Here is a 19,924-nt window from a genome sequence, read left to right on the forward strand (position 1 = left end):
AATCGGTCCACGAGGGAGCAACACACATGATCAAACGCAATCTGCTGGTAATGGGCCTGGCTGTCTTGCTCAGCGCCTGCGGTTTCCAGCTGCGCGGCACCGGCACCAACGAACTGAGCATCAAGGAAATTGACCTCGGCGCCCGTAACGAATACGGCCCGACCGTCATGCAGCTGCGCCGCACCTTGCAAAGCAGCGGCGTGAAAGTCTATTCCGGCGCCCCCTACAAGCTGGTGCTCACCAACGAGCAGGAAACCCAGCGCGCTGCAACCTACAGCGGTGGCAACCGTTCGGCCGAGTACGAACTCACGACCGTGCTGAACTATACGATCGAAGGCCAGAACGACAGCATGTTGCTTGAAGACAAGCTGCAAGTGCAGAAGTACTACGTCTACAACGGCAACAACATCACCGGCTCCGGCCAGGAAGCGAACCAGGTCCGCGAGGAAATGCGTCGTGACCTGGTACAGGCCATGATGGCTCGCCTCCAGCAACTGACCCCGACGCGCCTTGACGAGCTGCAACGCAAGGCCAACGAGCGCGCCGAAGCCGAGGCTCGCGCCCTGAAGGAAGCCCAGCGCATCCAGGACGAGACGCCTCAGCAGTCGCCGCTGGAAGTCCCGGCTCCCTGAGCCTGAACGGGGCACCTGAGGTGCCCCGCCCTTCGCCATGAAGCTCTCCCCCGCCCAACTCAACAAGCACCTGCAAGGCCAGCTGGCGCCCGTCTACATCGTCAGCGGTGACGACCCGCTGCTGTGCCAGGAGGCCGCCGACGCCATCCGCGGCGCCGCGCGCCAGCAGGGCTACGACGAACGCCAGGTGTTCAGCGCCGATGCCAACTTCGACTGGGGCAACCTGCTGCTGGCCGGGGCCAGCCTGTCGTTGTTCGCCCAGCGCCGGCTGCTGGAGCTGCGCCTGCCCTCGGGCAAGCCCGGCGACAAAGGCGCTGCCGCGCTGATGGAATACTGCGCCAACCCGGCCGAGGACACGCTGCTGCTGATCAGCCTGCCCAAGCTCGATGGCAGCGCGCAGAAAACCAAGTGGGGCAAGGCCTTGATCGAAGGCGCGCACTGCCAGTTCATCCAGATCTGGCCGGTGGACGCCCAGCAATTGCCGCAGTGGATCAACCAGCGCCTGTCCCAGGCCGGGCTGTCGGCCCAGCGTGACGCCATTGACCTGATCGCCGCTCGGGTCGAGGGCAACCTGCTGGCCGCCGCCCAGGAGATCGAGAAGCTCAAGTTGCTCGCCGAGGGCAACCAGATCACCGTCGAAACCGTCCAGGCCGCTGTCGCCGACAGCGCCCGCTTCGATGTGTTCGGGCTGGTCGATGCCATTCTCAATGGCGAAGCGGCCCATGCCCTGCGCATGCTCGAAGGACTGCGCGGCGAAGGTGTCGAGCCGCCGGTCATTCTCTGGGCCCTTGCGCGTGAACTGCGCTTGCTGGCCGGGCTCGCGCAGCAGTTCAGCCAGGGCGTGCCGCTGGACAAGGCCTTCAGCCAGGCACGCCCACCGGTGTGGGACAAGCGCCGACCGCTGGTGAGCAAGGCCCTGCAGCGCCTCTCTGCGCAGCGCTGGGCCATGCTGCTGCAGGATGCCCAGCGGATCGATGCGCAGATCAAGGGGCAGGCCGAAGGCTCGCCGTGGACCAGCCTGGCACGCCTGTCGCTGCTCATGGCCGGACAGCGCCTGGCGCTGCCCGCCGAATAAAGCGCATTGCGGGTCACGCCCGCGATGAGCCCCCGCTGCCATAAACACAATCAATTGGCTCACATGGCGCTACAGGCCTACAGTGCGCCCGCAATCCACCCCGACCGGGAATCCACCATGAGCAAGAAGCAAAAAAAGCACGGTCCCAACAAGGCCAAGTCGATCATCGCCCAACCGCTGTTCCGCTGCCGCCAGGAACAGGCAGGAAAAGGCAAAGGCAGCTACCGCCGCGAAGCCTTCCAATCGAGAGATTGGGAGGCTTCCTGCTTTATGGCCGCCTGAAAAGGCATGAAATGCGCAGGCATGGTATGGTCGGCACCTGACCTGCAATTCTGGATCTGTGCATGCCCTCTCGTCTCACTCTCCGCTGGCAACCCCGCCAGCTGATCGCGGCCACAAGCTTCATCCTGCTCGTCGCCTGCGCCGAGAAACCCACCGCCGCCGATGCCCTGCCGCTGGCACCCGCCCAGCCCGCACCCGTCGTAACGCTACCTGGCGCCACGCTCGATAGCAGCAACGAAATCCAGCCCCTGCAGACCTTCGCCCAATGGCAGGCCGGTTTCCGCGAGCAAGCCCTGCAAGCCGGGATCAGCGCCAACCTGTTCGACCGCGCCTTCCTCGGCGTCACCCCGGACATGGACGTGATCAAGGCTGACCGCAGCCAACCGGAGTTCACCCGCCCGGTCTGGGAATACCTCGACGGCGCCCTGTCGCCGCTGCGCGTACGCAACGGCAAGAAACTGCTCGAACAGAATGCCGAGCTGCTGGCACGCATCGAGCAACGCTACGGCGTCGACCGCCAGGTGCTGGTTTCGGTGTGGGGCATGGAGAGCAACTTCGGCCAGTTCCAGGGCAGCAAGTCGGTGATCCGTTCGCTGGCCACCCTGGCCTATGAAGGCCGCCGCCCCCAGTTTGCCCAGGACCAACTGATCGCCGCCCTGCAGATCCTGCAAAACGGCGACATCCAGCCTGACGCGATGCGCGGCTCTTGGGCCGGCGCCATGGGCCAGACCCAGTTCATCCCGACTACCTACCTCACCCACGCGGTGGATTTCGACGGTGACGGTCGCCGCGACATCTGGAACAGCACCGCCGATGCGCTGGCCTCCACCGCGCACTACCTGCAGGCCTCCGGCTGGAAGCGTGGCCAGCCCTGGGGCTTCGAGGTACAGGTACCTGCTGGCTTCGACTGGTGGCTGGCCGATGGCAGCCAGCGCAAGAGCGTCAGCGAATGGTTGCAACTGGGCGTGAAACTGCCCGCTGGTACCGCATTGCCCACCGGCAGCAACCAGCTGTCCGCCGCCCTGCTGCTGCCCGCCGGCGCCCGTGGGCCGGCGTTCCTGGTACTGGACAACTTCCGCGCGATCCTCAAGTACAACAACTCGTCTTCCTATGCGCTGGCGGTGAGCCTGCTGGGGGATCGCTTCTACGGTTGGGGGTTCATTGCCGGCAGCTGGCCGAAAGAAGACCTGCCGCTGAGCCGCAGCGAACGAATCGAGCTGCAGACCTTGCTCAACGCCAGTGGCCATGAGGCAGGCAATCCTGACGGGATCATCGGCGCCAATACCCGCAAGGCCATTCGCAATGCCCAGCAGGCGCAGGGCTGGCCGGCGGATGGTTATCCGACGCACAAGCTGCTCGACAGCCTGCGTCGCTAGAAAGTACTGGGGCCGCAAAGCGGCCCCAACTGTTTCAGGCCTTGAACAAGGCCTGCTCGAGCACCAGCCGTTTCGCTCCCGCCTCGAGCCTGACCTGCGCGCCCAATGGCAGGCACACATTCGGATCACAATGTCCGCTGCGCCACCCCGCCAGCACCGGCACCCCGAGCGGGCCGAAGATATCCAGCAGCAAGGGCGTCATGGCCGCGACCGTGATCCCGGCAAAATCCCCCACCAGTACACCACGCACACCCTCCAGCTTGCCGGCCAGGCGCAATTGGGTCAGCAGGCGGTCGACACGATAGAGCGGCTCGTTGACGTCCTCGATGAACAGGATGCTGTCCCGGGTGTCGACTTCCGCCAACGTCCCCAGCGTGGTGCCGAGCAGCGACAGGTTGCCACCGACCAGACGCCCGCTGGCAACACCGGACACCACGCTGGTGAGCGCAAAAGCCGCTGGATGGCCGATCGCATCACCCGCCCCCAGCCGTCCCCTCAACTGCCCGAACAGAGAGCTGACGGTGGGCTCGAGCTTGCCCCCCAGCAGGTCGGCATTGAGCATTGCGCCATGGAAGGCCAGCATCCCGGTATGTCGATTGAGCGCCGAATGCAGGGCGGTGATGTCGCTGTAACCCACCAGGGGCTTGGGATGGCGGCGGATCAGCTCGAAGTCGATGCGGTCCAGCAGGCGCATGCTGCCGTAACCGCCGCGCATGCACAGGATGGCGTCGATGTCCGGGGCGCTGAACGCATCGTGCAAGTCGCGCAGGCGCTGCTCGTCGCTTCCGGCAAGGTAACCGTCCGCCTGCAGCACCCCAGGATAGATGCGGCACTGCTGGCCACGGTCTTCGAACCACCGGCGGGCCTTGTCGGTATCCAGCCGTGCCGGACCGGCCGGGGCGACGATGGCGAAACGGGCGTTGTCAGGCAGGGCCTTGGGCAACAGGTACTCGGCAGTTTCCAGGCAATTCATCGCGCCACTCCTTGCAGCTTGTCGCTTGAAACTTGTAGCTCAAAAAAAAGCCGATGCCGCCTTCCGGCGCGCATCGGCATGTCCCGCTCAAGCCCGTCTCAGAGCTTGATCTTGGCTTCGTGGGCCTGCTGGTCGGCGTGGTACGACGAGCGTACCAGAGGGCCGGAGGCGACGTTCTTGAAGCCCATCTTGTAACCTTCCTCGGCGAACCAGGCGAAGGTGTCCGGGTGCACGAAGCGCTGTACCGGCAGGTGGTTGCGCGATGGCTGCAGGTACTGGCCGAGGGTGAGCATGTCGATATCGTGCTCGCGCATGCGGTGCATCACCTCGATGACCTCCTCGTCGGTCTCGCCCAGGCCCAGCATCAGGCCGGACTTGGTCGGTACGTGCGGGACCATCTGCTTGAACTTCTGCAGCAGGTCCAACGACCAGTCGTAGTCCGAACCTGGGCGTGCGGCCTTGTACAGGCGCGGCACGGTCTCGAGGTTGTGGTTGAACACATCCGGCGGAGTCTGCGCGGTAATTTCCAGTGCCACGTCCATGCGGCCGCGATAGTCCGGCACCAGGGTCTCAAGCTGCACGCCCGGCGACAGCGCGCGGATCTCGCGAATGCAGTCGGCGAAGTGCTGGGCACCGCCATCACGCAGGTCGTCGCGGTCCACCGAGGTGATCACCACGTACTTGAGGCGCAGATCGGCGATGGCCACGGCCAGGTTCTTCGGCTCGTCCAGATCCAGCGGCTTCGGCCGGCCGTGACCGACGTCGCAGAACGGGCAGCGGCGGGTGCAGATGTCGCCCATGATCATGAAGGTGGCGGTACCGCCAGAGAAGCACTCACCCAGGTTCGGGCAGGAGGCTTCTTCGCATACGCTGTGCAGCTTGTGCTTGCGCAGCAGTTGCTTGATGCGGTCGACTTCCGGGGAAACCGGAATGCGCACGCGGATCCAGTCGGGTTTTTTCGGCAGCTCTTCGGTGGGGATGATCTTCACCGGGATACGTGCCACTTTGTCGGCCCCACGCAGCTTCACGCCGGCTTCCACTTTTTTAGGAGCAGGGCGTGGGGTGACGTCTTGCGTCGGGATCAGGTTCGGCACGGCTTCTTGCACAGTTGTCATAATCAGTCGATTCCGCCCGTCAGGGTCGTCTGCTCAGCATAGTCGAGGTGCTTGACCAGCTGTCCGCGCAGCCTTGTCCTGACCTCAATGAGTTCGATCGGACCTGCCAGGTCGCGCAGCTGGGTCATGGCCAGCCCCGCATACCCACAGGGGTTGATTCGGCGGAATGGCGCAAGGTCCATGTCCACGTTCAGGGCAAGGCCGTGGAACGAACGGCCATTGCGGATTCGAAGGCCAAGGGACGCGATCTTCGCGCCATCGACATAGACGCCCGGGGCGTCGGGTTTGGCCAGCGCCTGCACGCCATAGCTGGCGAGCAGGTCGATGAGGGTCTGCTCGATGCGGCTGACCAGCTCGCGCACGCCGATACTCAGGCGGCGCACGTCCAGCAGCAGGTAGGCCACCAGCTGGCCGGGGCCATGGTAGGTGACCTGGCCGCCGCGGTCGGTCTGCACCACTGGTATCTCGCCGGGGATCAGCAGGTGCTCGGCCTTGCCGGCCTGGCCCTGGGTGAACACCGGAGGATGCTCGACCAGCCAGACTTCGTCCAGGCTGTCCGGGCCACGCTGCTCGGTAAAGCGACGCATGGCCTCCAGCACCGGTTCATAGGGCTGCAGGCCAAGATCGCGAAAACCGAGGCAAGCGGGCATCACAGCACCATTTTCACGATGCCGGTAGCGCGCAAGGCGCTGTTGATGTCATGCAACTGGTCCTCACCGGTGGCAACGATATGCAGCTGCACCGTGGTGTACTTGCCTTCCTTGCTCTGGCGTTCGGCCAGCGTCGAGAGGTCGACCCTGGCGTACTTGCTGAGAATCTCGATTACCGTGTCCTTGAAACCGACAACGGTGTCACCGATCACCTTGATCGGGTAATCCTCGCAGGGGAATTCGATCTTGTGCGACTTGACGTCTTCTTCGCTCATGGCGGAAACGGCCTCGTAAGCCGTGGCAGCAGCGCCCCCGCCTGGTTCACGGGGGCGTGCAAGTCACGTATCAGTTGAACAAACCGTAGAAGAACAGGCGGATGCTGTCCCACATGCGGCCGAAGAAACCTGCTTCCTCGACGCCGTCCAGGGCGATGAGGTCGGCACTGTGAACCACTTTCTCGTCCAGTTTGACTTCCACTTTGCCGATCACGTCACCTTTGGCGATGGGCGCGGTCAGTTGCGGGTTCATGGTCATCGAAGCCTGGAGGCGTTTCAATTGGCCTTTAGGCATGGTCATGGTCAGGTCGTTGGCCAGGCCGGCTTTCACCTGGTTGGTCGCGCCTTTCCATACCGGGGCTTGGGTCAGCTCGGTGCCTTTCTGGTAGAAGGTCTGGGTTTCGAAGAAGCGGAAACCGTAAGTCAGCAGCTTCTGGGTCTCGGCGGCCCGCGATTGCTCGCTGTTGGTACCAAACACCACGGCGATCAGACGCTGGCCGTCACGCACGGCCGAGGCGACCATGCAGTAGCCGGCTTCGTCGGTGTGGCCGGTCTTCAGGCCGTCGACGGTCTTGTCGCGCCACAGCAGCAGGTTGCGGTTAGGCTGCTTGATGTTGTTCCAGAAGAACTCTTTCTGCGAATAGATGGCGTAGTGCGCAGGATCTTCGTTGATGATCGCGCGCGCCAGCAGGGCCATGTCGTGGGCCGAGGAGTAATGCTCCGGGTTCGGCAGGCCGGTGGGGTTCATGAAGTGGCTGTTGGCCATGCCCAGGTCGGTGGCGGTCTTGTTCATCATGTCGGCGAAGGCATCTTCGCTGCCGGCGATGTGCTCGGACAGGGCGACCGATGCATCGTTGCCGGACTGGATGATGATGCCGTGCAGCAGGTCGCTGACGGTCACCTGGCTGCCGACCTTGATGAACATGCGCGAGCCGCCGGTGCGCCAGGCGTTCTCGCTGACGGTCACCGGGTCGTTCTCGCCAATCTGGCCACGACGGATGTCCAGGGTGGCGATGTAGGCGGTCATCAGCTTGGTCAGACTGGCTGGCGGCAGGCGCTCGTCACCGTTGTTCTCGACCAGCACGTTGCCGCTGGACGCGTCCATGAGTACATAGGACTTGGCGGCCAGTTGCGGTGGTGCCGGCATCATCTGCTCCGCTGCGAAGGCAGCAGGGGTGATCAGCAGCAGAACAGGCAGGCAAAGTCGTTTGGCAAGGTTGGTGATGTTCATCCGTCTCTCGTAAATCGCTAATGGTCTGATGTTCCGTGGGCAAGTTCATTTGCCCAGCGCCCCGTCAGTCTAGTTTTATGGCCTGTGGCCTGGCCCAAAAAGTGCGGCGTAATGCCGCTGCGGGCAAAAACGGGCATTGTACATATCATTGCCCGGCAATTCATGAACAAACCGACAGGTCGGCGTATCGGTTCATCGCGGGGCAAGCCCGCTCCCACGCCGTTCGGAGCACCTGACGTGGGAGCGGGCTTGCCCCGCGATGAAGCTGAAGCGACCGATCAGTCAGTGACCACCTTGGCCTGACCGAGATTGGCCAGGCGAATGCTGTCCTGGGCCTGCTGGATCTCACCCTGGCTGCTGATCGGTCCCAGGCGTACACGGTGCAGGGTCTGCTGGTTGCGCACGACGGAGCTGATGAATACCGGCGCGCTGACCATGGTGCTCAGCTTCGAGCGCAGCAATTCGGCGGCGTCCGGGTTGGCGAACGCGCCCACTTGCAGGATGCTGCCGCCGCTGGCGTTCGGCACATTGTTGCCGCCCACCTGCACCGGCACCACCGGCGCCGCGTGCTGCTGCGGCGGCGGGGTCCACTGCTCGACGCGTCCGGTGCTGGCGGCGATCGGCTGGGCCTGGGCCACCTGCGGCTCCTTGAGCACCATCGGCGGCTGCTGGCCACGCTGGGCCCACCATTGCTGCGGGTCGATGCCTTCGACGCGCACGTGCGCGGTGCCGCTTTCGGCATAGCCCAGCTTCTTCGCAGCAGCGTAGGACAGGTCGATGATACGGTCGGAATAGAACGGGCCACGGTCGTTGACCCTCAGGATCACGCTGCGCCCGTTGGCCAGGTTGGTCACCCGCACGTAGGCCGGCAGCGGCAGGGTCTTGTGCGCCGCGCTCATGCCATAGAGGTCATAGAGCTCGCCGTTGGCGGTGTTCTGGCCATGGAACTTGGTGCCGTACCACGACGCTGTGCCTTCGGCGCGGTAGTTGCGCGAATCCTGCATCGGGTAGTAGGTCTTGCCCAGCACCGTGTACGGGTTGGCCTTGTAGTTGCCGGTGTGCACGGTCGGGGTGGCGTCGGGGATCTTGTTGACGTCCACGTCCCACCAGGGCGCGCCGTCCTTGTGGGCACGGTTGATGTCCAGGCCCGGTTGCGCACGCACGGTGTTGCCGCTCTGCGGGGTGGAGGGCCGACTGGACGAGCAACTGGCCAGCACCAGGCCGACGGCGACGCAGGTCAGCAGTTTTGCGGCATTTGCAGTGAAGAGTTCGCGCATTTACTTGACGCCCCGTGCCAGAACCAGCTGTTGCGAAAGCTGATGCACCGCCATGGCATACATCACGCTGCGGTTGTAGCGAGTGATCGCGTAGAAATTCTTCAGGCCCATCCAGTACTCAGGGCCGTATTCACCTTCCAGGCGGAAGGCGGTGACCGGCAGATCATCGCGCAGCGCATCATGACTCGACCAGCCCAGCGCCCGCAACTGCGCGACCGTCTTCACCGGCTCGATGCCGCTGGTCAGGCCTTCGTCGGCGCGCTCGCCACGCACGCTGGCGCGGCTGACCACAGGCTCCCCGGCCACCCAGCCGTGGCGCTTGAAGTAGCTGGCGACACTGCCGATGGCATCGTCCGGGTTGTTCCAGATATTGATGTGCCCGTCGCCGTCGAAGTCCACGGCATAGGCACGGAAGCTGCTCGGCATGAACTGCGGCAGGCCCATGGCGCCGGCGTAGGAGCCCTTGAGCGTGAGCGGGTCAAGTTGCTCTTCGCGGGCCAGCAGAAGGAATTCGCGCAACTCCTTGCGGAAGAATTCGGCGCGTGGCGGATAATCGAAGCCCAGCGTGGACAGCGCGTCGATGACGCGATAGTTGCCGGTATTGCGGCCGAAGAAGGTTTCCACCCCGATGATCGAGACAATCACCTGCGCCGGCACGCCGTATTCCTGCTCGGCGCGGGCCAGCACGGCCTCGTGCTGGCGCCAGAAGTCCACACCACGGGCGATGCGCGCATCGGTGATGAACATCGGGCGGTATTCCTTCCACGGCTTGACCCGTTCGGCCGGCCGCGAGATCGCATCGAGGATCGCCTGCTTGCGCTGCACCTCGCGGAACACACCCATCAGTTGCTCGCCGGCAAAGCCATAGTCGCGAGTCATCTCGCCAACGAACTCGGCCACTTGCGGCGACCCGTCATAGTCACCGGCATTGGCCTGCTGGACTGCGCCGAGCAAACCCAACGCGCCGAACCACGGCGCCAGGCGGGCAGCCCAGCCACGCACTGCTTGCATGAAATTCTTCACCTTTTTCAAACCTGTGCGATCCATTTGCGGTGCGTATGGATCGACATCAGAACGCCAAACGCTGACAGCAGCGTCACCAACGAAGTTCCGCCATAGCTGATAAAGGGCAGCGGCACGCCCACCACGGGCAGAAGGCCGCTGACCATACCGATATTGACGAACACATAAACAAAGAAGGTCATGGTCAGGCTGCCCGCGAGCAGCTTGCCGAACAGGGTCTGGGCCTGGGCGGTGATCATCAGCCCGCGACCGATCAACAGGATGTAGATCAGCAGCAGCAGGCAGATGCCGACCAGGCCGAACTCCTCGCCGAGCACGGCGATGATGAAGTCGGTGTGGCTCTCGGGCAGGAAGTCCAGGTGCGACTGGGTACCCAGCAGCCAGCCCTTGCCGAACACACCGCCCGAACCGATCGCCGCCTTCGACTGGATGATGTTCCAGCCGGTACCCAGCGGGTCGCTTTCCGGGTCGAGGAAGGTCAGTACGCGCTGCTTCTGGTAGTCATGCATGACGAAGAACCACATCGCCACCGCCACCGGCACCGCCGCCGCGATCACACTGACGATCCAGCGCCAGCGCAGCCCCCCCATGAACAGCACGAACGCTCCCGAGGCCAGGATCAGCAACGCCGTACCCAGGTCGGGCTGGCGCACGATGAGGATGAACGGCACGCCGATCAGGATCAGGCTGATCGCCACATGCTTGAGGTGTGGCGGCAAGGTGCGTTTGGACAGGTACCAGGCGATGGTCGCCGGCATGATGATCTTCATGAATTCCGAGGGCTGGAAGCGGATCACCCCGGGAATATTGATCCATCGCGTCGCGCCCATGGCGTTGTGGCCCATCACGTCCACCACGATCAACAGGAACACCCCTGCCAGGTAGGCCAGTGGCACCCAACGCGCCATGAAGCGCGGCTCGAGCTGGGCGATGATGAACATTGACACCAGCCCGATGCCGAACGAGCTGGCCTGCTTCATCAGCAGGTCCCAGTTCTTGCCGCTGGCCGAATACAGCACGAACAGGCTGCCGGCGGCGAGCGTCAGCAGGATAAGCAGCAAGGGGCCGTCGATATGGATGCGCTGCAGGAAGCTGGCGCGCCTGCGCATCACGTCCTCGCTGGAGAGCATGCGGTCGAAGTTGTTCTTCACGGGGCCGATTCCTGGGCGACTGTAGCAGGGGCAAACTCGGGCTTGAGCCGGCCATTCTCGTCAAGCAGCCAGGCATCCATGACCTGACGTACCACGGGGGCAGCGACACCGGAGCCGGACTCGCCGTTCTCGACCATGACCGAGACCACGATCCTGGGGTCGTCGGCCGGGGCGAAGGCGACAAACAGGGCATGGTCGCGGTGGCGTTCCTGGAGTTTGTTGCGGTCGTACTTCTCGCCCTGCTTGATCGCCACTACCTGGGCGGTACCGCTCTTGCCGGCGATGCGGTACTGCGAGCCGATGGCGGCCTTGCGGGCGGTCCCGCGGGCGCCGTGCATCACCTGCTCCATGCCGTGGGTGACCCGGGCCCAGTCGGACTTGTCGCGCAGAACAATGTTTTCCATGGGGTTCTCGTCCACCGGTGGCTGGCCTTCTATGGTCTTGGCCAGGTGCGGGCGGTTCCACACGCCTTTGTTGGCGATCAGCGCGGTGGCCTGGGCCAGTTGCAGCGGCGTGGTCTGCATGTAGCCCTGGCCAATGCCGAGAATCAGGGTTTCGCCGGGGAACCAGGCCTGGCGGCGGGTGGCGCGCTTCCATTCGCGGGACGGCATCAAGCCGGGCGACTCCTCGAACATGTCCAGGGCGACTTTCTGCCCGATACCGAACTTGTTCATGTAGCTGGACAGCCGGTCGATGCCCATCTTGTGCGCGAGATCGTAGAAGTACGTATCGTTTGACCGCATGATCGCCACATCCAGATCAACCCAGCCATCGCCGCTGCGGTTCCAGTTGCGGTATTTGTGATCGTAGTTGGGCAGTTGGTAGTAACCCGGGTCGAACACCCGGCTGCCCGCCGTCACCACGCCACTGTCGAGCCCGGCGATCGCCACCGCAGGCTTGATGGTCGAGCCCGGCGGGTAGAGGCCGCGCAGCACGCGGTTGAACAGCGGCCGGTCGATCGAGTCGCGCAGTTCGGCGTAAGCCTTGAAGCCGATGCCGGTGACGAATAGATTGGGGTCGAAACTCGGCTGGCTGACCATCGCCAGCACTTCGCCGGTGCGCGGATCGAGGGCGACGATGGCGCCACGGCGCCCGCCCAACGCCTGCTCGGCGGCTTCCTGCAGCTTGATGTCGAGGCTCAGGACAATATCCTTGCCCGGCTTCGGGTCGGTACGCTTGAGCACCCGCAGTACGCGCCCCCGAGCGTTGGTCTCGACTTCCTCATAGCCCACTTGGCCATGCAGTTCGTCTTCGTAGAAGCGCTCGATGCCGGTCTTGCCGATATGGTGGGTGCCGCTGTAGTTCACCGGGTCGAGTGTCTTGAGCTCCTTCTCGTTGATCCGCCCGACATAGCCCACCGAATGGGCGAAGTGCGCGCCCTGGGGATAGTGGCGGACCAGCTGCGCGGCCACTTCCACACCAGGCAGACGGAACTGGTTGACCGCGATGCGGGCAATCTGTTCTTCGTTGAGCTCGAACAGGATCGGCACCGGCTCGAATGGCCTGCGCCCCTGCTTCATGCGTTTCTCGAACAGGGCACGGTCGTCAGGGGTGAGCTCGAGCACCTCGACGATCACGTCCAGCACATCCTGCCATTTGCCCGCGTTGCCAGCGCGTTCGCGGGTCATCACCAGGCTGAAGCTGGGGCGGTTGTCGGCCACCACCACCCCGTTGCGGTCGAAGATCAGCCCGCGGGTCGGCGGGATCGGCTGCACATGCACCCGGTTGTTCTCCGACAGCGTCGAGTGATAGTCGTACTGGATGACCTGCAGGTAATACAGCCGGGCGATCAATACGCAGACGAGCAGCACCACCGCCACGGCGCCCACGACGACGCGGTTGCGCACCAGGCGGGCGTCTTTCTCGTGGTCCTTGAGGCGGATCTGCTGCGGCATCGGACAGGCTTACAGGTTCATTTGTGGTAGGGATGCCCGGACAACACGGTCCAGGCGCGGTAGATCTGCTCGCCGATGAGTATCCTTACCAACGGGTGCGGCAACGTCAGCGGCGACAGCGACCAGCGCTGTTCGCTGCGCGCGCAGACTTCCGGCGCCAGCCCTTCCGGGCCGCCCACCATCAGGTTGACCGTGCGCGCATCCAGGCGCCAACGGTCCAGCTCGCCCGCCAGTTGCTCGGTACTCCAGGGCTTGCCATGGACCTCGAGGGTGACGATGCGTTCCCCAGGCTGCACCTTGCTCAGCATCGCCTCGCCCTCCTGACGGATCAGGCGGGCGACATCGGCGTTCTTGCCGCGGGTGTTCAGCGGGATTTCCACCAGCTCCAGCGCAAGCTCCGGGGGCAGGCGCTTGGCATATTCATGCCAGCCTTCCTCGACCCACTTGGGCATGCGCGAGCCGACCGCGATCAGGCGCAGACGCACGACGCTTCCTTATTCCCGGTCTTTGAGCTTGTCGGTGAAGTAGTCGCTGGCGTTTTCCGGGCTGTGGTGCTTGGCATCGGCGGCACGGCTCTGCTCGGCGCCCAACCACAGGCGCTCCAGGTCGTAGAACTGGCGGGCAGCGGCAGTCATCATGTGCACGATGACGTCGTTCAGGTCCAGCAGCACCCAGTCGCTGTCGCCCTTGCCTTCTTCACCCAGCGGCTGTGCGCCTTGTTTCTTGACCGCTTCACGGACCTTTTCCAGCATCGCGTTGATCTGGCGGTTGGAGGTACCGGTGGCAATGATCATGTAGTCGGTCAGGCTGTGCTTTTCACGCACGTCGATGACCTGGATGTCCTGGGCCTTGACGTCCTCCAGAGCCGTGATGGTCAGTTTGACCAGCTCTTCGCCACTGATGCCATTGATTTTCTGCTTGCTCATATAAAACTCGTTCAACTCGTTGGATGAGGCGCCCACTGGCGCCGTCAGTTGGACACACGATACAGGTCGTGTGCCTCGATATAGGCCAGTACTGCGTCCGGCACCAGGAACCGCACCGACTTGCCGCTGGCCAGCAGCTGTCGGATTTGCGTGGCGGACACCGCAAGCGGAGTCTGCCAGACGAACGAAATGTGCCCCGCCGGGCCGGACATGGCGGTGGGATCGCTCTCCGAGCGCGCCGCCAGCAGGTTGCGCAGCTCGTCAGGGGGTTCGACATCGGCATCCGGGCGTTGCAGCACCAGGATGTGACAGTGTTGCAGCAGCTCTTCCCAGCGATGCCAGCTGGGCAGGCCGCAGAATGCGTCCCAGCCCAGCACCAGGAACAACTGGTCGTGCGCGCTCAGTTCGCCGCGGATCGACTCCAGTGTGTCGATGGTGTACGACGGCTTGTCGCGGGCCAGCTCGCGGGCGTCCACGCTCAGGCGCTCAACACCCTGCACGGCGCCGCGCACCATGGCCAGGCGGTCCTGCGCGGCCACCTGCGGGGTGTCGCGGTGCGGCGGCCGGGCGTTGGGCAACAGGCGCAGTTCGTCCAGGCACATGAATTCGGCCACTTCCAGCGCACTGCGCAGGTGACCGATATGCACCGGGTCGAAGGTGCCGCCGAGAATGCCGACGCGCCGGACTGCGACAGGGTTGCTCAACTCAGCACGGCTCCTGGCCGCGCAGCTGGCCATCGCCGATCACCACGTACTTCTCGCAGGTCAGGCCTTCCAGGCCGACCGGGCCGCGGGCATGCAACTTGTCGGTGGAGATACCGATTTCCGCGCCCAGGCCGTATTCGAAGCCGTCGGCGAAGCAGGTCGGGGTGTTGAGCATGACCGATGCCGAGTCGACCTCGGCCATGAAGCGCCGGGCCTGGCCCTGGTGCTCGGTGATGATCGAATCGGTGTGGTGCGAGCCGTAATGGTTGATGTGCTCGATGGCCTGCTCCAGGCCGTCGACAACGCGGATCGACAGGATCGCGTCGAGGTATTCAGTGTGCCAGTCGTCTTCGCTGGCTGGCTTGGCGGCGATGAACGCCCGGGTGCGCTCGCAACCGCGCAGCTCGACGCCCTTGTCCTGGAAACGGCGGGCCATTTCCGGCAGGAAGCGCTCGACCACCGACTGGTCCACCAGCAGCGTCTCCATGGCGCCGCAGATACCGTAACGGTAGGTCTTGGCGTTGAAGGCAACGCGCCAGGCCTTGTCCAGATCGGCGTGGGCATCGACGAAGATGTGGCAGATACCGTCCAGGTGCTTGATCACCGGTACCCGGGCATCGCGGCTGATGCGTTCGATCAGGCCGCGGCCGCCACGGGGCACGATGACATCGACGAATTCCGGCATGCTGATCAGCGCGCCCACGGCTTCGCGGTCGGTGGTCTCGACCACCTGCACCACTGCCGGCGGCAGGCCGGCCTCGGCCAGGCCCCGCTGGATGCAGGTGGCGATGGCACGGTTGGAATGGATGGCTTCGGAGCCGCCGCGCAGGATGGTGGCGTTGCCCGACTTCAGGCACAGGCTGGCGGCGTCGATGGTCACGTTGGGGCGCGACTCGTAGATGATACCGATCACCCCCAGCGGCACGCGCATCTTGCCGACCTGGATCCCCGACGGGCGGTGGCTCATGTCGCGGATGGCGCCGACCGGGTCCGGCAGGCTGGCCACCTGGCGCAGGCCGGTGATCATGCCGTCGATGCGCGCCGGGGTCAGCGCCAGGCGCTCGAGCAGCGCGGGTTCCAGGCCGTTCTTGCGGCCATTGGCCAGGTCCTGCTCGTTGGCTGCGGTGAGCGCGTCGCGGGCCGCGTCGAGAGCGTCGGCGGCGGCCTGCAGGGCGCGGTTCTTCTGCGCGGTGCTGGCACGGCCGATCACCCGCGAGGCCTCACGGGCGGCGCGACCCAGGCGGGTCATGTAGTCAAGAACGGACTCGGTCATGGGTTCGGTGTCTTGGCAAAGGGGAAATCGGCTGATTATAACTGGAGCGCTCGGGTACGCCCAGCGGCGGGTGGCGGATGGTAGAAAATGGCTGCCGCCAATACGTAGGAAAGATGTAACCACCCGTATCGAAAATTACTTCGCCATGATCGCGGGGCAGGCCCGCTGCCACGCCCGGCGCGCCGTCCAGGCTTTGACGCGGGAGCGGGCGTGCCCCGTGGTGGGGTCAATCTGATTCAGCCTCGATTAAGCCATTCATTGCTATCATCCCCGCCTTCACAGCCACGAACCGCCCGTATGTCCGCCCCAGCCCCCTGCCCGGCCCGCGCCCTACCCGACAGTTTCTTCGATCGCGATGCGCAGACCCTCGCCCGCGACCTGCTGGGCAAGGTCATCCGTCACCGCCAGGGCGACCTCTGGCTGGCGGCGCGCATCATCGAGACCGAGGCCTACTACCTCACCGACAAGGGCAGCCACGCGTCACTGGGCTTTACCGAGAAGCGCAAGGCGCTGTTCCTCGATGGCGGGCATATCTACATGTACTACGCCCGCGGCGGCGATTCGCTGAACTTCAGCGCCCAGGGTCCGGGCAACGCGGTGCTGATCAAGTCCGCGTACCCCTGGACCGACGCCATTTCCGATGCCAACAGCCTGGCCCGGATGCAACTGAACAATCCCGACGCCAGCGGCGGGCTGCGCCCGCCCGAGCGCCTGTGCAACGGCCAGACCCTGCTGTGCCGCGCCATGGGCCTGAAGGTACCGCACTGGGATGCCCGGCGCTTCGACCCTGAGCGCCTGTACGTCGAGGACTGCGGCATCGAGGTACCCCGGGTGATCAAGACCACGCGCCTGGGCATTCCCCATGGCCGCGACGAACACCTGCCCTATCGCTTCGTAGACGCCGAATTCGCGCGTTTCTGCACCCGAAACCCGCTGCGGCGCGGCCAGGTCGAAGGGCAAGATTTCTTCATGCTTGAACAAGGAAACTGAACCATGGGCCAATGGCTGGACAGCCTGACCACCTGGCTTGGCGCCAACCCTCAGTGGCTGGGCCTGGCAATCTTCCTCGTGGCCTGCGTCGAATGCCTGGCCATCGCCGGCATCATCGTGCCTGGCACCGTGCTGCTGTTCGCCGTCGCCGTGCTGGCCGGCAGCGGCACCTTCAGCCTGGGCGAAACGCTATTGCTGGGTTTCCTCGGTGGCATGCTCGGCGACGCGATCTCTTATGCCATCGGCAAGTACTTCCACCAGAACATCCGCCGCCTGCCGTTGCTGCGCAGCCACCCGGAGTGGATTGGCAGCGCCGAGGCGTACTTCCAGCGCTATGGTATCGCCAGCCTGCTGGTCGGCCGCTTCATCGGCCCGCTGCGGCCGATGCTGCCGATGGTCGCCGGCATGTTCGATATGCCCCTGCCGCGCTTCATCGCGGTCAGCCTGGTGGCTGGCGCCGGTTGGTCGGTGGCCTACCTGCTGCCCGGCTGGGCCACCGGCGCGGCGATGCGCCTGCCACTGCCGGAAGGCTTCTGGCTGGACGCGGGGATTGTCATGGGCACCCTGGCGGTGCTGATCGGCCTGAGCCTGAGCACCAGCATCCGCGATCAACGCCACGGCACCCGCCTGATCGCCGCCCTCAGCGGCCTGGCGGTAACAGCGCTGTTCATCGGCTGGCGCTATTTGAGCGAATTCGACCAGGGCGTGATGACCCTGGTGCAGGAGCACCGCAGCCAGGCCATCGACGGCGCCGTGGTGGTGATCACCCGCCTGGGCGACTTCCGTACCCAGTTCTTCCTCGGTGGCTTGCTCACGGGCCTGTTGCTGCTGGCCCGGCAATGGCGCCACGCGCTGTTCGCCGGCGCGACACTGATCGGTACAGCCCTGGCCAACGGCACGCTGAAATGGCTGTTCGCCCGCGCCCGCCCCGAGGTGTTGACCGACCCGCTGACCAGCTACAGCATGCCCAGCGGGCATAGCTCGGCATCGTTCGCCTTCTTTCTGGTGCTGGCGGTGCTGGCTGGGCGCGGCCAGCCGCCGCGCATGCGCCTGACCTGGGTGCTACTGGGGTGCATCCCAGCCCTGTCCATCGCGCTGTCGCGGGTATACCTGGGTGCGCACTGGCCGACCGATATCCTTGCTGGCGCGCTGCTGGCATGCTGCGTGTGCGCGCTGAGCCTGACCTTGGTGCAATATCGCCAGCCGCTCACGGCGCTGCCGCAGCGGGTATGGTGGCTGGTATTGCCTGCGTGCATCGCGTTGCTGACATTCTTTGCCCTGCACGCACTGCCCAAGGCGTTGCTGCGCTACCAATACTGACGGCCATCACTGGGCAGCCCGCTCCTACCGAACATCGGAGCGGGCCTGGATGGTTCAGGCGAACAATTCGCCCTGGATGCGCTCCAGCAACGCCTGGATTGCCTCCAGCCTGAGCTGTGGCGAATCGATTGCCAGCAAGTCGAGCTTGTCCTCCTCCATGAACGGCAACAAGTAGGCCAGCTGGTTGCCCAACGATTGGCGCCCGTCTACGTCACGCGGCATGTCCAGCGCCTCAACCATCGGGTGTTCGCCCAGGGCCAGCAGCAGCGCCAGCAGGTCATCGTCCTGCTCCTGCAGCGGCCCATCCGCCAGTTCCGACAGCCACTGCACCTGGCCGACCATCAACTGGTCCTTCTGCACCTCGGTGCGCTCGACACGAAAACGCCGCACGCCCTCTACGCGGATGCCCAGCAGGCCGTTGTCCTGCTGCACGAAGTCGCGGATCAGCGCCTCGCAGCCGACCGACGCCACCACCGGCGCCGCCTTGCCCACCTGCTCGCCTTCCAGGATGCATACCACGCCAAAGCCTTCACCCTGCTTCATGCAACGGCCGATCATGTCCAGGTAGCGCGCCTCGAAGATCTGCAGATCGAGCAGGCAACCGGGGAACAGCACGGTATTGAGGGGAAACAGCGGTAATGTCATGTCGATTCCTCAAGCCACCAGGCTGACCGCCAACGGCAGGAACACCGCCGTGGCCACCCCCATCAGGCTCATCGCCAGCGCGGCGAAGGCGCCGCATTCGTCACTTTCCTGCAAAGCCACCGATGTGCCCACCGCGTGAGCGGTGACGCCCAGCGCCATGCCCCGGGCCTCGGGGCTGAGCACGCCGAAGCGGCTTAGCAGCGCCGGGCCGAAGATCGCACCGATCACCCCGGTGATCAGCACGAACACCGCGGCGAGGGCCGCCACACCACCAATCTGCTCGGCCACCAGCATGGCAATCGGCGAGGTAACCGACTTCGGCGCCATGGTCATCAGGATCATGTGCTCGGCGCCAAACCACCAGCCCAGCGCCAGACACGCCACGGTGGCGAACAGGCCTCCGATTACCAGCGTAGTAAATGTCGGCCAGAACAGCTGGCGGATCCGCCGCAGGTTCAGGTAGAGCGGCACCGCCAAGGCCACGGTGGCCGGGCCCAGGAGGATGTTCATGATCTCGGTGCTCTTGCGGTACTCGGCGTAGTCGATGCCGCAGACAAGCAGGATGCCGATCACCCCCAGCATCGACACCAGCACCGGTTGCAGGAAGATCCAGCGGGTCTTTTCATAACCTGCCAGCACCAGCTGGTAGGCGGCCAAGGTGATGCCGATGCCGAACAGCGGATGGTGGATGACCGCGTCGAGCGCGCCTTGCCAATCGAGGGTCATGGCTGCTCCTCGTGCTTGCCCTGGCGCTGGATGAGTTTCTGCATCAGCACGCCGACGAACACCAAGGTCGCCAGGCAGGAAATCAACAGCGCCCCGACGATGGCCCAGAAGTCCGCCGCGATGTCCCTGGCATAGACCATCACCCCCACCGCCGGCGGCACCAGCAGCAGCGGCAGGTAGCGCAGCAGGCTGCCAGCGGCCTCGTTGAGCGGCTGGCCGACTTCGCCACGAACCATCAGGAACACCAGCAGCAGCAACAGGCCGATGATGGGTCCGGGCAGGATGTGCAGGAACAAATGGTTGATCGCCGTTCCCAGCAACTGGAACAGCACCAGCCAGGTCAGACCACGCAACAGCATAGGGACCTCCGTCAGAACATGGCGGC

At 64.6% G+C, this 19,924-nt stretch carries 22 protein-coding genes; 6 read left to right on the forward strand and 16 right to left on the reverse strand.

From position 1 onward, the window contains the following. Nucleotides 1-26: 26 nt before the first annotated feature. The 4 genes from AC3WL2_RS11685 to AC3WL2_RS11700 all read left to right on the forward strand — a co-directional run bounded on the left by AC3WL2_RS11685 (nt 27) and on the right by AC3WL2_RS11700 (nt 3,365). Complete coding sequence (locus AC3WL2_RS11685; RefSeq protein WP_102684178.1) at nt 27-632, forward strand: LPS-assembly lipoprotein LptE; 606 nt, start codon at nt 27-29, stop codon at nt 630-632. A gap of 37 nt (nt 633-669) precedes the next feature. Next, nucleotides 670-1,707 carry a DNA polymerase III subunit delta gene (holA, locus tag AC3WL2_RS11690; protein WP_102684179.1) on the forward strand — a complete coding sequence of 346 codons (1,038 nt, stop codon included), beginning with the start codon at nt 670-672 and terminating at the stop codon, nt 1,705-1,707. Between the two features lie 117 nt (nt 1,708-1,824). Further along, nucleotides 1,825-1,989: an alternative ribosome rescue factor ArfA gene (arfA, locus tag AC3WL2_RS11695; RefSeq protein ID WP_102684180.1), complete on the forward strand. Its 165-nt coding sequence runs from the start codon at nt 1,825-1,827 to the stop codon at nt 1,987-1,989. Nucleotides 1,990-2,051: 62 nt separating this feature from the next. Beyond that, nucleotides 2,052-3,365 carry a lytic murein transglycosylase gene (locus tag AC3WL2_RS11700; protein ID WP_102690672.1) on the forward strand — a complete coding sequence of 438 codons (1,314 nt, stop codon included), beginning with the start codon at nt 2,052-2,054 and terminating at the stop codon, nt 3,363-3,365. A 34-nt stretch (nt 3,366-3,399) separates the two neighbouring features. Here AC3WL2_RS11700 and AC3WL2_RS11705 read toward each other — a convergent pair whose 3' ends face one another. The 13 genes from AC3WL2_RS11705 to AC3WL2_RS11765 form a co-directional block, all read right to left on the reverse strand. Continuing rightward, a complete protein-coding gene (locus AC3WL2_RS11705) occupies nt 3,400-4,338 on the reverse strand; it encodes a S66 peptidase family protein (RefSeq protein WP_102683779.1) in 939 nt (312 codons plus the stop codon). 98 nt (nt 4,339-4,436) lie between these two features. Further along, nucleotides 4,437-5,453, reverse strand: a complete 1,017-nt coding sequence (lipA, locus tag AC3WL2_RS11710; RefSeq protein ID WP_102683780.1) for a lipoyl synthase — start codon at nt 5,451-5,453, stop codon at nt 4,437-4,439. A gap of 2 nt (nt 5,454-5,455) precedes the next feature. Further along, on the reverse strand, nt 5,456-6,103 hold the full coding sequence (lipB, locus tag AC3WL2_RS11715; RefSeq protein WP_102683781.1) for a lipoyl(octanoyl) transferase LipB: 648 nt from the start codon (nt 6,101-6,103) through the stop codon (nt 5,456-5,458). After that, nucleotides 6,103-6,378 carry a DUF493 domain-containing protein gene (locus AC3WL2_RS11720; protein ID WP_102683782.1) on the reverse strand — a complete coding sequence of 92 codons (276 nt, stop codon included), beginning with the start codon at nt 6,376-6,378 and terminating at the stop codon, nt 6,103-6,105. The genes lipB and AC3WL2_RS11720 overlap by 1 nt, the downstream gene beginning before the upstream one ends. Before the next feature lie 70 nt (nt 6,379-6,448). Next, on the reverse strand, nt 6,449-7,609 hold the full coding sequence (locus AC3WL2_RS11725) for a D-alanyl-D-alanine carboxypeptidase family protein (protein ID WP_046857279.1): 1,161 nt from the start codon (nt 7,607-7,609) through the stop codon (nt 6,449-6,451). 278 nt (nt 7,610-7,887) lie between these two features. Beyond that, nucleotides 7,888-8,886, reverse strand: coding sequence for a septal ring lytic transglycosylase RlpA family protein (locus AC3WL2_RS11730; protein WP_046857280.1), 999 nt, complete (start codon nt 8,884-8,886; stop codon nt 7,888-7,890). After that, nucleotides 8,887-9,897, reverse strand: a complete 1,011-nt coding sequence (gene mltB, locus AC3WL2_RS11735) for a lytic murein transglycosylase B (protein ID WP_102683833.1) — start codon at nt 9,895-9,897, stop codon at nt 8,887-8,889. 17 nt (nt 9,898-9,914) lie between these two features. Beyond that, the gene (rodA, locus tag AC3WL2_RS11740) at nt 9,915-11,018 is read right to left on the reverse strand and encodes a rod shape-determining protein RodA (protein WP_052062270.1); all 1,104 of its coding nucleotides are present in this window, start codon (nt 11,016-11,018) and stop codon (nt 9,915-9,917) included. A gap of 38 nt (nt 11,019-11,056) precedes the next feature. Continuing rightward, nucleotides 11,057-12,955, reverse strand: a complete 1,899-nt coding sequence (gene mrdA, locus AC3WL2_RS11745; RefSeq protein WP_102683783.1) for a penicillin-binding protein 2 — start codon at nt 12,953-12,955, stop codon at nt 11,057-11,059. A gap of 17 nt (nt 12,956-12,972) precedes the next feature. Next, nucleotides 12,973-13,440, reverse strand: coding sequence for a 23S rRNA (pseudouridine(1915)-N(3))-methyltransferase RlmH (gene rlmH, locus AC3WL2_RS11750; RefSeq protein ID WP_023631106.1), 468 nt, complete (start codon nt 13,438-13,440; stop codon nt 12,973-12,975). Nucleotides 13,441-13,449: 9 nt separating this feature from the next. Further along, entirely contained in the window at nt 13,450-13,881 is a 432-nt protein-coding gene (rsfS, locus tag AC3WL2_RS11755) for a ribosome silencing factor (RefSeq protein ID WP_102683784.1), read from the reverse strand. A gap of 44 nt (nt 13,882-13,925) precedes the next feature. Next, entirely contained in the window at nt 13,926-14,618 is a 693-nt protein-coding gene (nadD, locus tag AC3WL2_RS11760) for a nicotinate-nucleotide adenylyltransferase (RefSeq protein ID WP_102683785.1), read from the reverse strand. Beyond that, nucleotides 14,587-15,858 carry a glutamate-5-semialdehyde dehydrogenase gene (locus AC3WL2_RS11765; RefSeq protein ID WP_102683786.1) on the reverse strand — a complete coding sequence of 424 codons (1,272 nt, stop codon included), beginning with the start codon at nt 15,856-15,858 and terminating at the stop codon, nt 14,587-14,589. The genes nadD and AC3WL2_RS11765 overlap by 32 nt, the downstream gene beginning before the upstream one ends. Before the next feature lie 297 nt (nt 15,859-16,155). On the opposite strand from AC3WL2_RS11765, the gene AC3WL2_RS11770 reads away from it, so the two are divergent. Beyond that, nucleotides 16,156-16,848, forward strand: a complete 693-nt coding sequence (locus AC3WL2_RS11770; RefSeq protein WP_102683787.1) for a DNA-3-methyladenine glycosylase — start codon at nt 16,156-16,158, stop codon at nt 16,846-16,848. 3 nt (nt 16,849-16,851) lie between these two features. Beyond that, complete coding sequence (locus AC3WL2_RS11775; protein WP_102683788.1) at nt 16,852-18,168, forward strand: bifunctional DedA family/phosphatase PAP2 family protein; 1,317 nt, start codon at nt 16,852-16,854, stop codon at nt 18,166-18,168. A gap of 54 nt (nt 18,169-18,222) precedes the next feature. Here AC3WL2_RS11775 and AC3WL2_RS11780 read toward each other — a convergent pair whose 3' ends face one another. From AC3WL2_RS11780 to AC3WL2_RS11790, 3 genes are read right to left on the reverse strand one after another with little or no spacing between them, the layout of a single operon-like run. Beyond that, nucleotides 18,223-18,813, reverse strand: coding sequence for an LON peptidase substrate-binding domain-containing protein (locus AC3WL2_RS11780; protein ID WP_102683789.1), 591 nt, complete (start codon nt 18,811-18,813; stop codon nt 18,223-18,225). A gap of 9 nt (nt 18,814-18,822) precedes the next feature. After that, nucleotides 18,823-19,539: an LrgB family protein gene (locus AC3WL2_RS11785; RefSeq protein WP_102683790.1), complete on the reverse strand. Its 717-nt coding sequence runs from the start codon at nt 19,537-19,539 to the stop codon at nt 18,823-18,825. Beyond that, nucleotides 19,536-19,898, reverse strand: a complete 363-nt coding sequence (locus tag AC3WL2_RS11790) for a CidA/LrgA family protein (RefSeq protein WP_102683791.1) — start codon at nt 19,896-19,898, stop codon at nt 19,536-19,538. The genes AC3WL2_RS11785 and AC3WL2_RS11790 overlap by 4 nt, the downstream gene beginning before the upstream one ends. Nucleotides 19,899-19,924: the final 26 nt, after the last annotated feature.

The sequence above is a fragment of the Pseudomonas sp. FW305-96 genome, assembly GCF_058783825.1.

What these genes read in the sequence shown, in the direction of transcription:
- AC3WL2_RS11785 (WP_102683790.1), bottom strand. Translation starts at nt 19,539, where the DNA reads ATGACCCTCGATTGGCAAGGCGCGCTCGACGCGGTCATCCACCATCCG.
- rodA (WP_052062270.1), bottom strand. Translation starts at nt 11,018, where the DNA reads ATGCGCAGGCGCGCCAGCTTCCTGCAGCGCATCCATATCGACGGCCCC.
- lipA (WP_102683780.1), bottom strand. Translation starts at nt 5,453, where the DNA reads ATGACAACTGTGCAAGAAGCCGTGCCGAACCTGATCCCGACGCAAGAC.
- AC3WL2_RS11730 (WP_046857280.1), bottom strand. Translation starts at nt 8,886, where the DNA reads ATGCGCGAACTCTTCACTGCAAATGCCGCAAAACTGCTGACCTGCGTC.
- AC3WL2_RS11770 (WP_102683787.1), top strand. Translation starts at nt 16,156, where the DNA reads ATGTCCGCCCCAGCCCCCTGCCCGGCCCGCGCCCTACCCGACAGTTTC.
- holA (WP_102684179.1), top strand. Translation starts at nt 670, where the DNA reads ATGAAGCTCTCCCCCGCCCAACTCAACAAGCACCTGCAAGGCCAGCTG.
- AC3WL2_RS11725 (WP_046857279.1), bottom strand. Translation starts at nt 7,609, where the DNA reads ATGAACATCACCAACCTTGCCAAACGACTTTGCCTGCCTGTTCTGCTG.
- AC3WL2_RS11780 (WP_102683789.1), bottom strand. Translation starts at nt 18,813, where the DNA reads ATGACATTACCGCTGTTTCCCCTCAATACCGTGCTGTTCCCCGGTTGC.
- AC3WL2_RS11700 (WP_102690672.1), top strand. Translation starts at nt 2,052, where the DNA reads ATGCCCTCTCGTCTCACTCTCCGCTGGCAACCCCGCCAGCTGATCGCG.
- AC3WL2_RS11720 (WP_102683782.1), bottom strand. Translation starts at nt 6,378, where the DNA reads ATGAGCGAAGAAGACGTCAAGTCGCACAAGATCGAATTCCCCTGCGAG.
- nadD (WP_102683785.1), bottom strand. Translation starts at nt 14,618, where the DNA reads ATGGCCAGCTGCGCGGCCAGGAGCCGTGCTGAGTTGAGCAACCCTGTC.
- arfA (WP_102684180.1), top strand. Translation starts at nt 1,825, where the DNA reads ATGAGCAAGAAGCAAAAAAAGCACGGTCCCAACAAGGCCAAGTCGATC.
- mrdA (WP_102683783.1), bottom strand. Translation starts at nt 12,955, where the DNA reads ATGCCGCAGCAGATCCGCCTCAAGGACCACGAGAAAGACGCCCGCCTG.
- mltB (WP_102683833.1), bottom strand. Translation starts at nt 9,897, where the DNA reads ATGCAAGCAGTGCGTGGCTGGGCTGCCCGCCTGGCGCCGTGGTTCGGC.
- lipB (WP_102683781.1), bottom strand. Translation starts at nt 6,103, where the DNA reads ATGCCCGCTTGCCTCGGTTTTCGCGATCTTGGCCTGCAGCCCTATGAA.
- AC3WL2_RS11705 (WP_102683779.1), bottom strand. Translation starts at nt 4,338, where the DNA reads ATGAATTGCCTGGAAACTGCCGAGTACCTGTTGCCCAAGGCCCTGCCT.
- AC3WL2_RS11685 (WP_102684178.1), top strand. Translation starts at nt 27, where the DNA reads ATGATCAAACGCAATCTGCTGGTAATGGGCCTGGCTGTCTTGCTCAGC.
- AC3WL2_RS11775 (WP_102683788.1), top strand. Translation starts at nt 16,852, where the DNA reads ATGGGCCAATGGCTGGACAGCCTGACCACCTGGCTTGGCGCCAACCCT.
- AC3WL2_RS11790 (WP_102683791.1), bottom strand. Translation starts at nt 19,898, where the DNA reads ATGCTGTTGCGTGGTCTGACCTGGCTGGTGCTGTTCCAGTTGCTGGGA.
- rsfS (WP_102683784.1), bottom strand. Translation starts at nt 13,881, where the DNA reads ATGAGCAAGCAGAAAATCAATGGCATCAGTGGCGAAGAGCTGGTCAAA.
- AC3WL2_RS11765 (WP_102683786.1), bottom strand. Translation starts at nt 15,858, where the DNA reads ATGACCGAGTCCGTTCTTGACTACATGACCCGCCTGGGTCGCGCCGCC.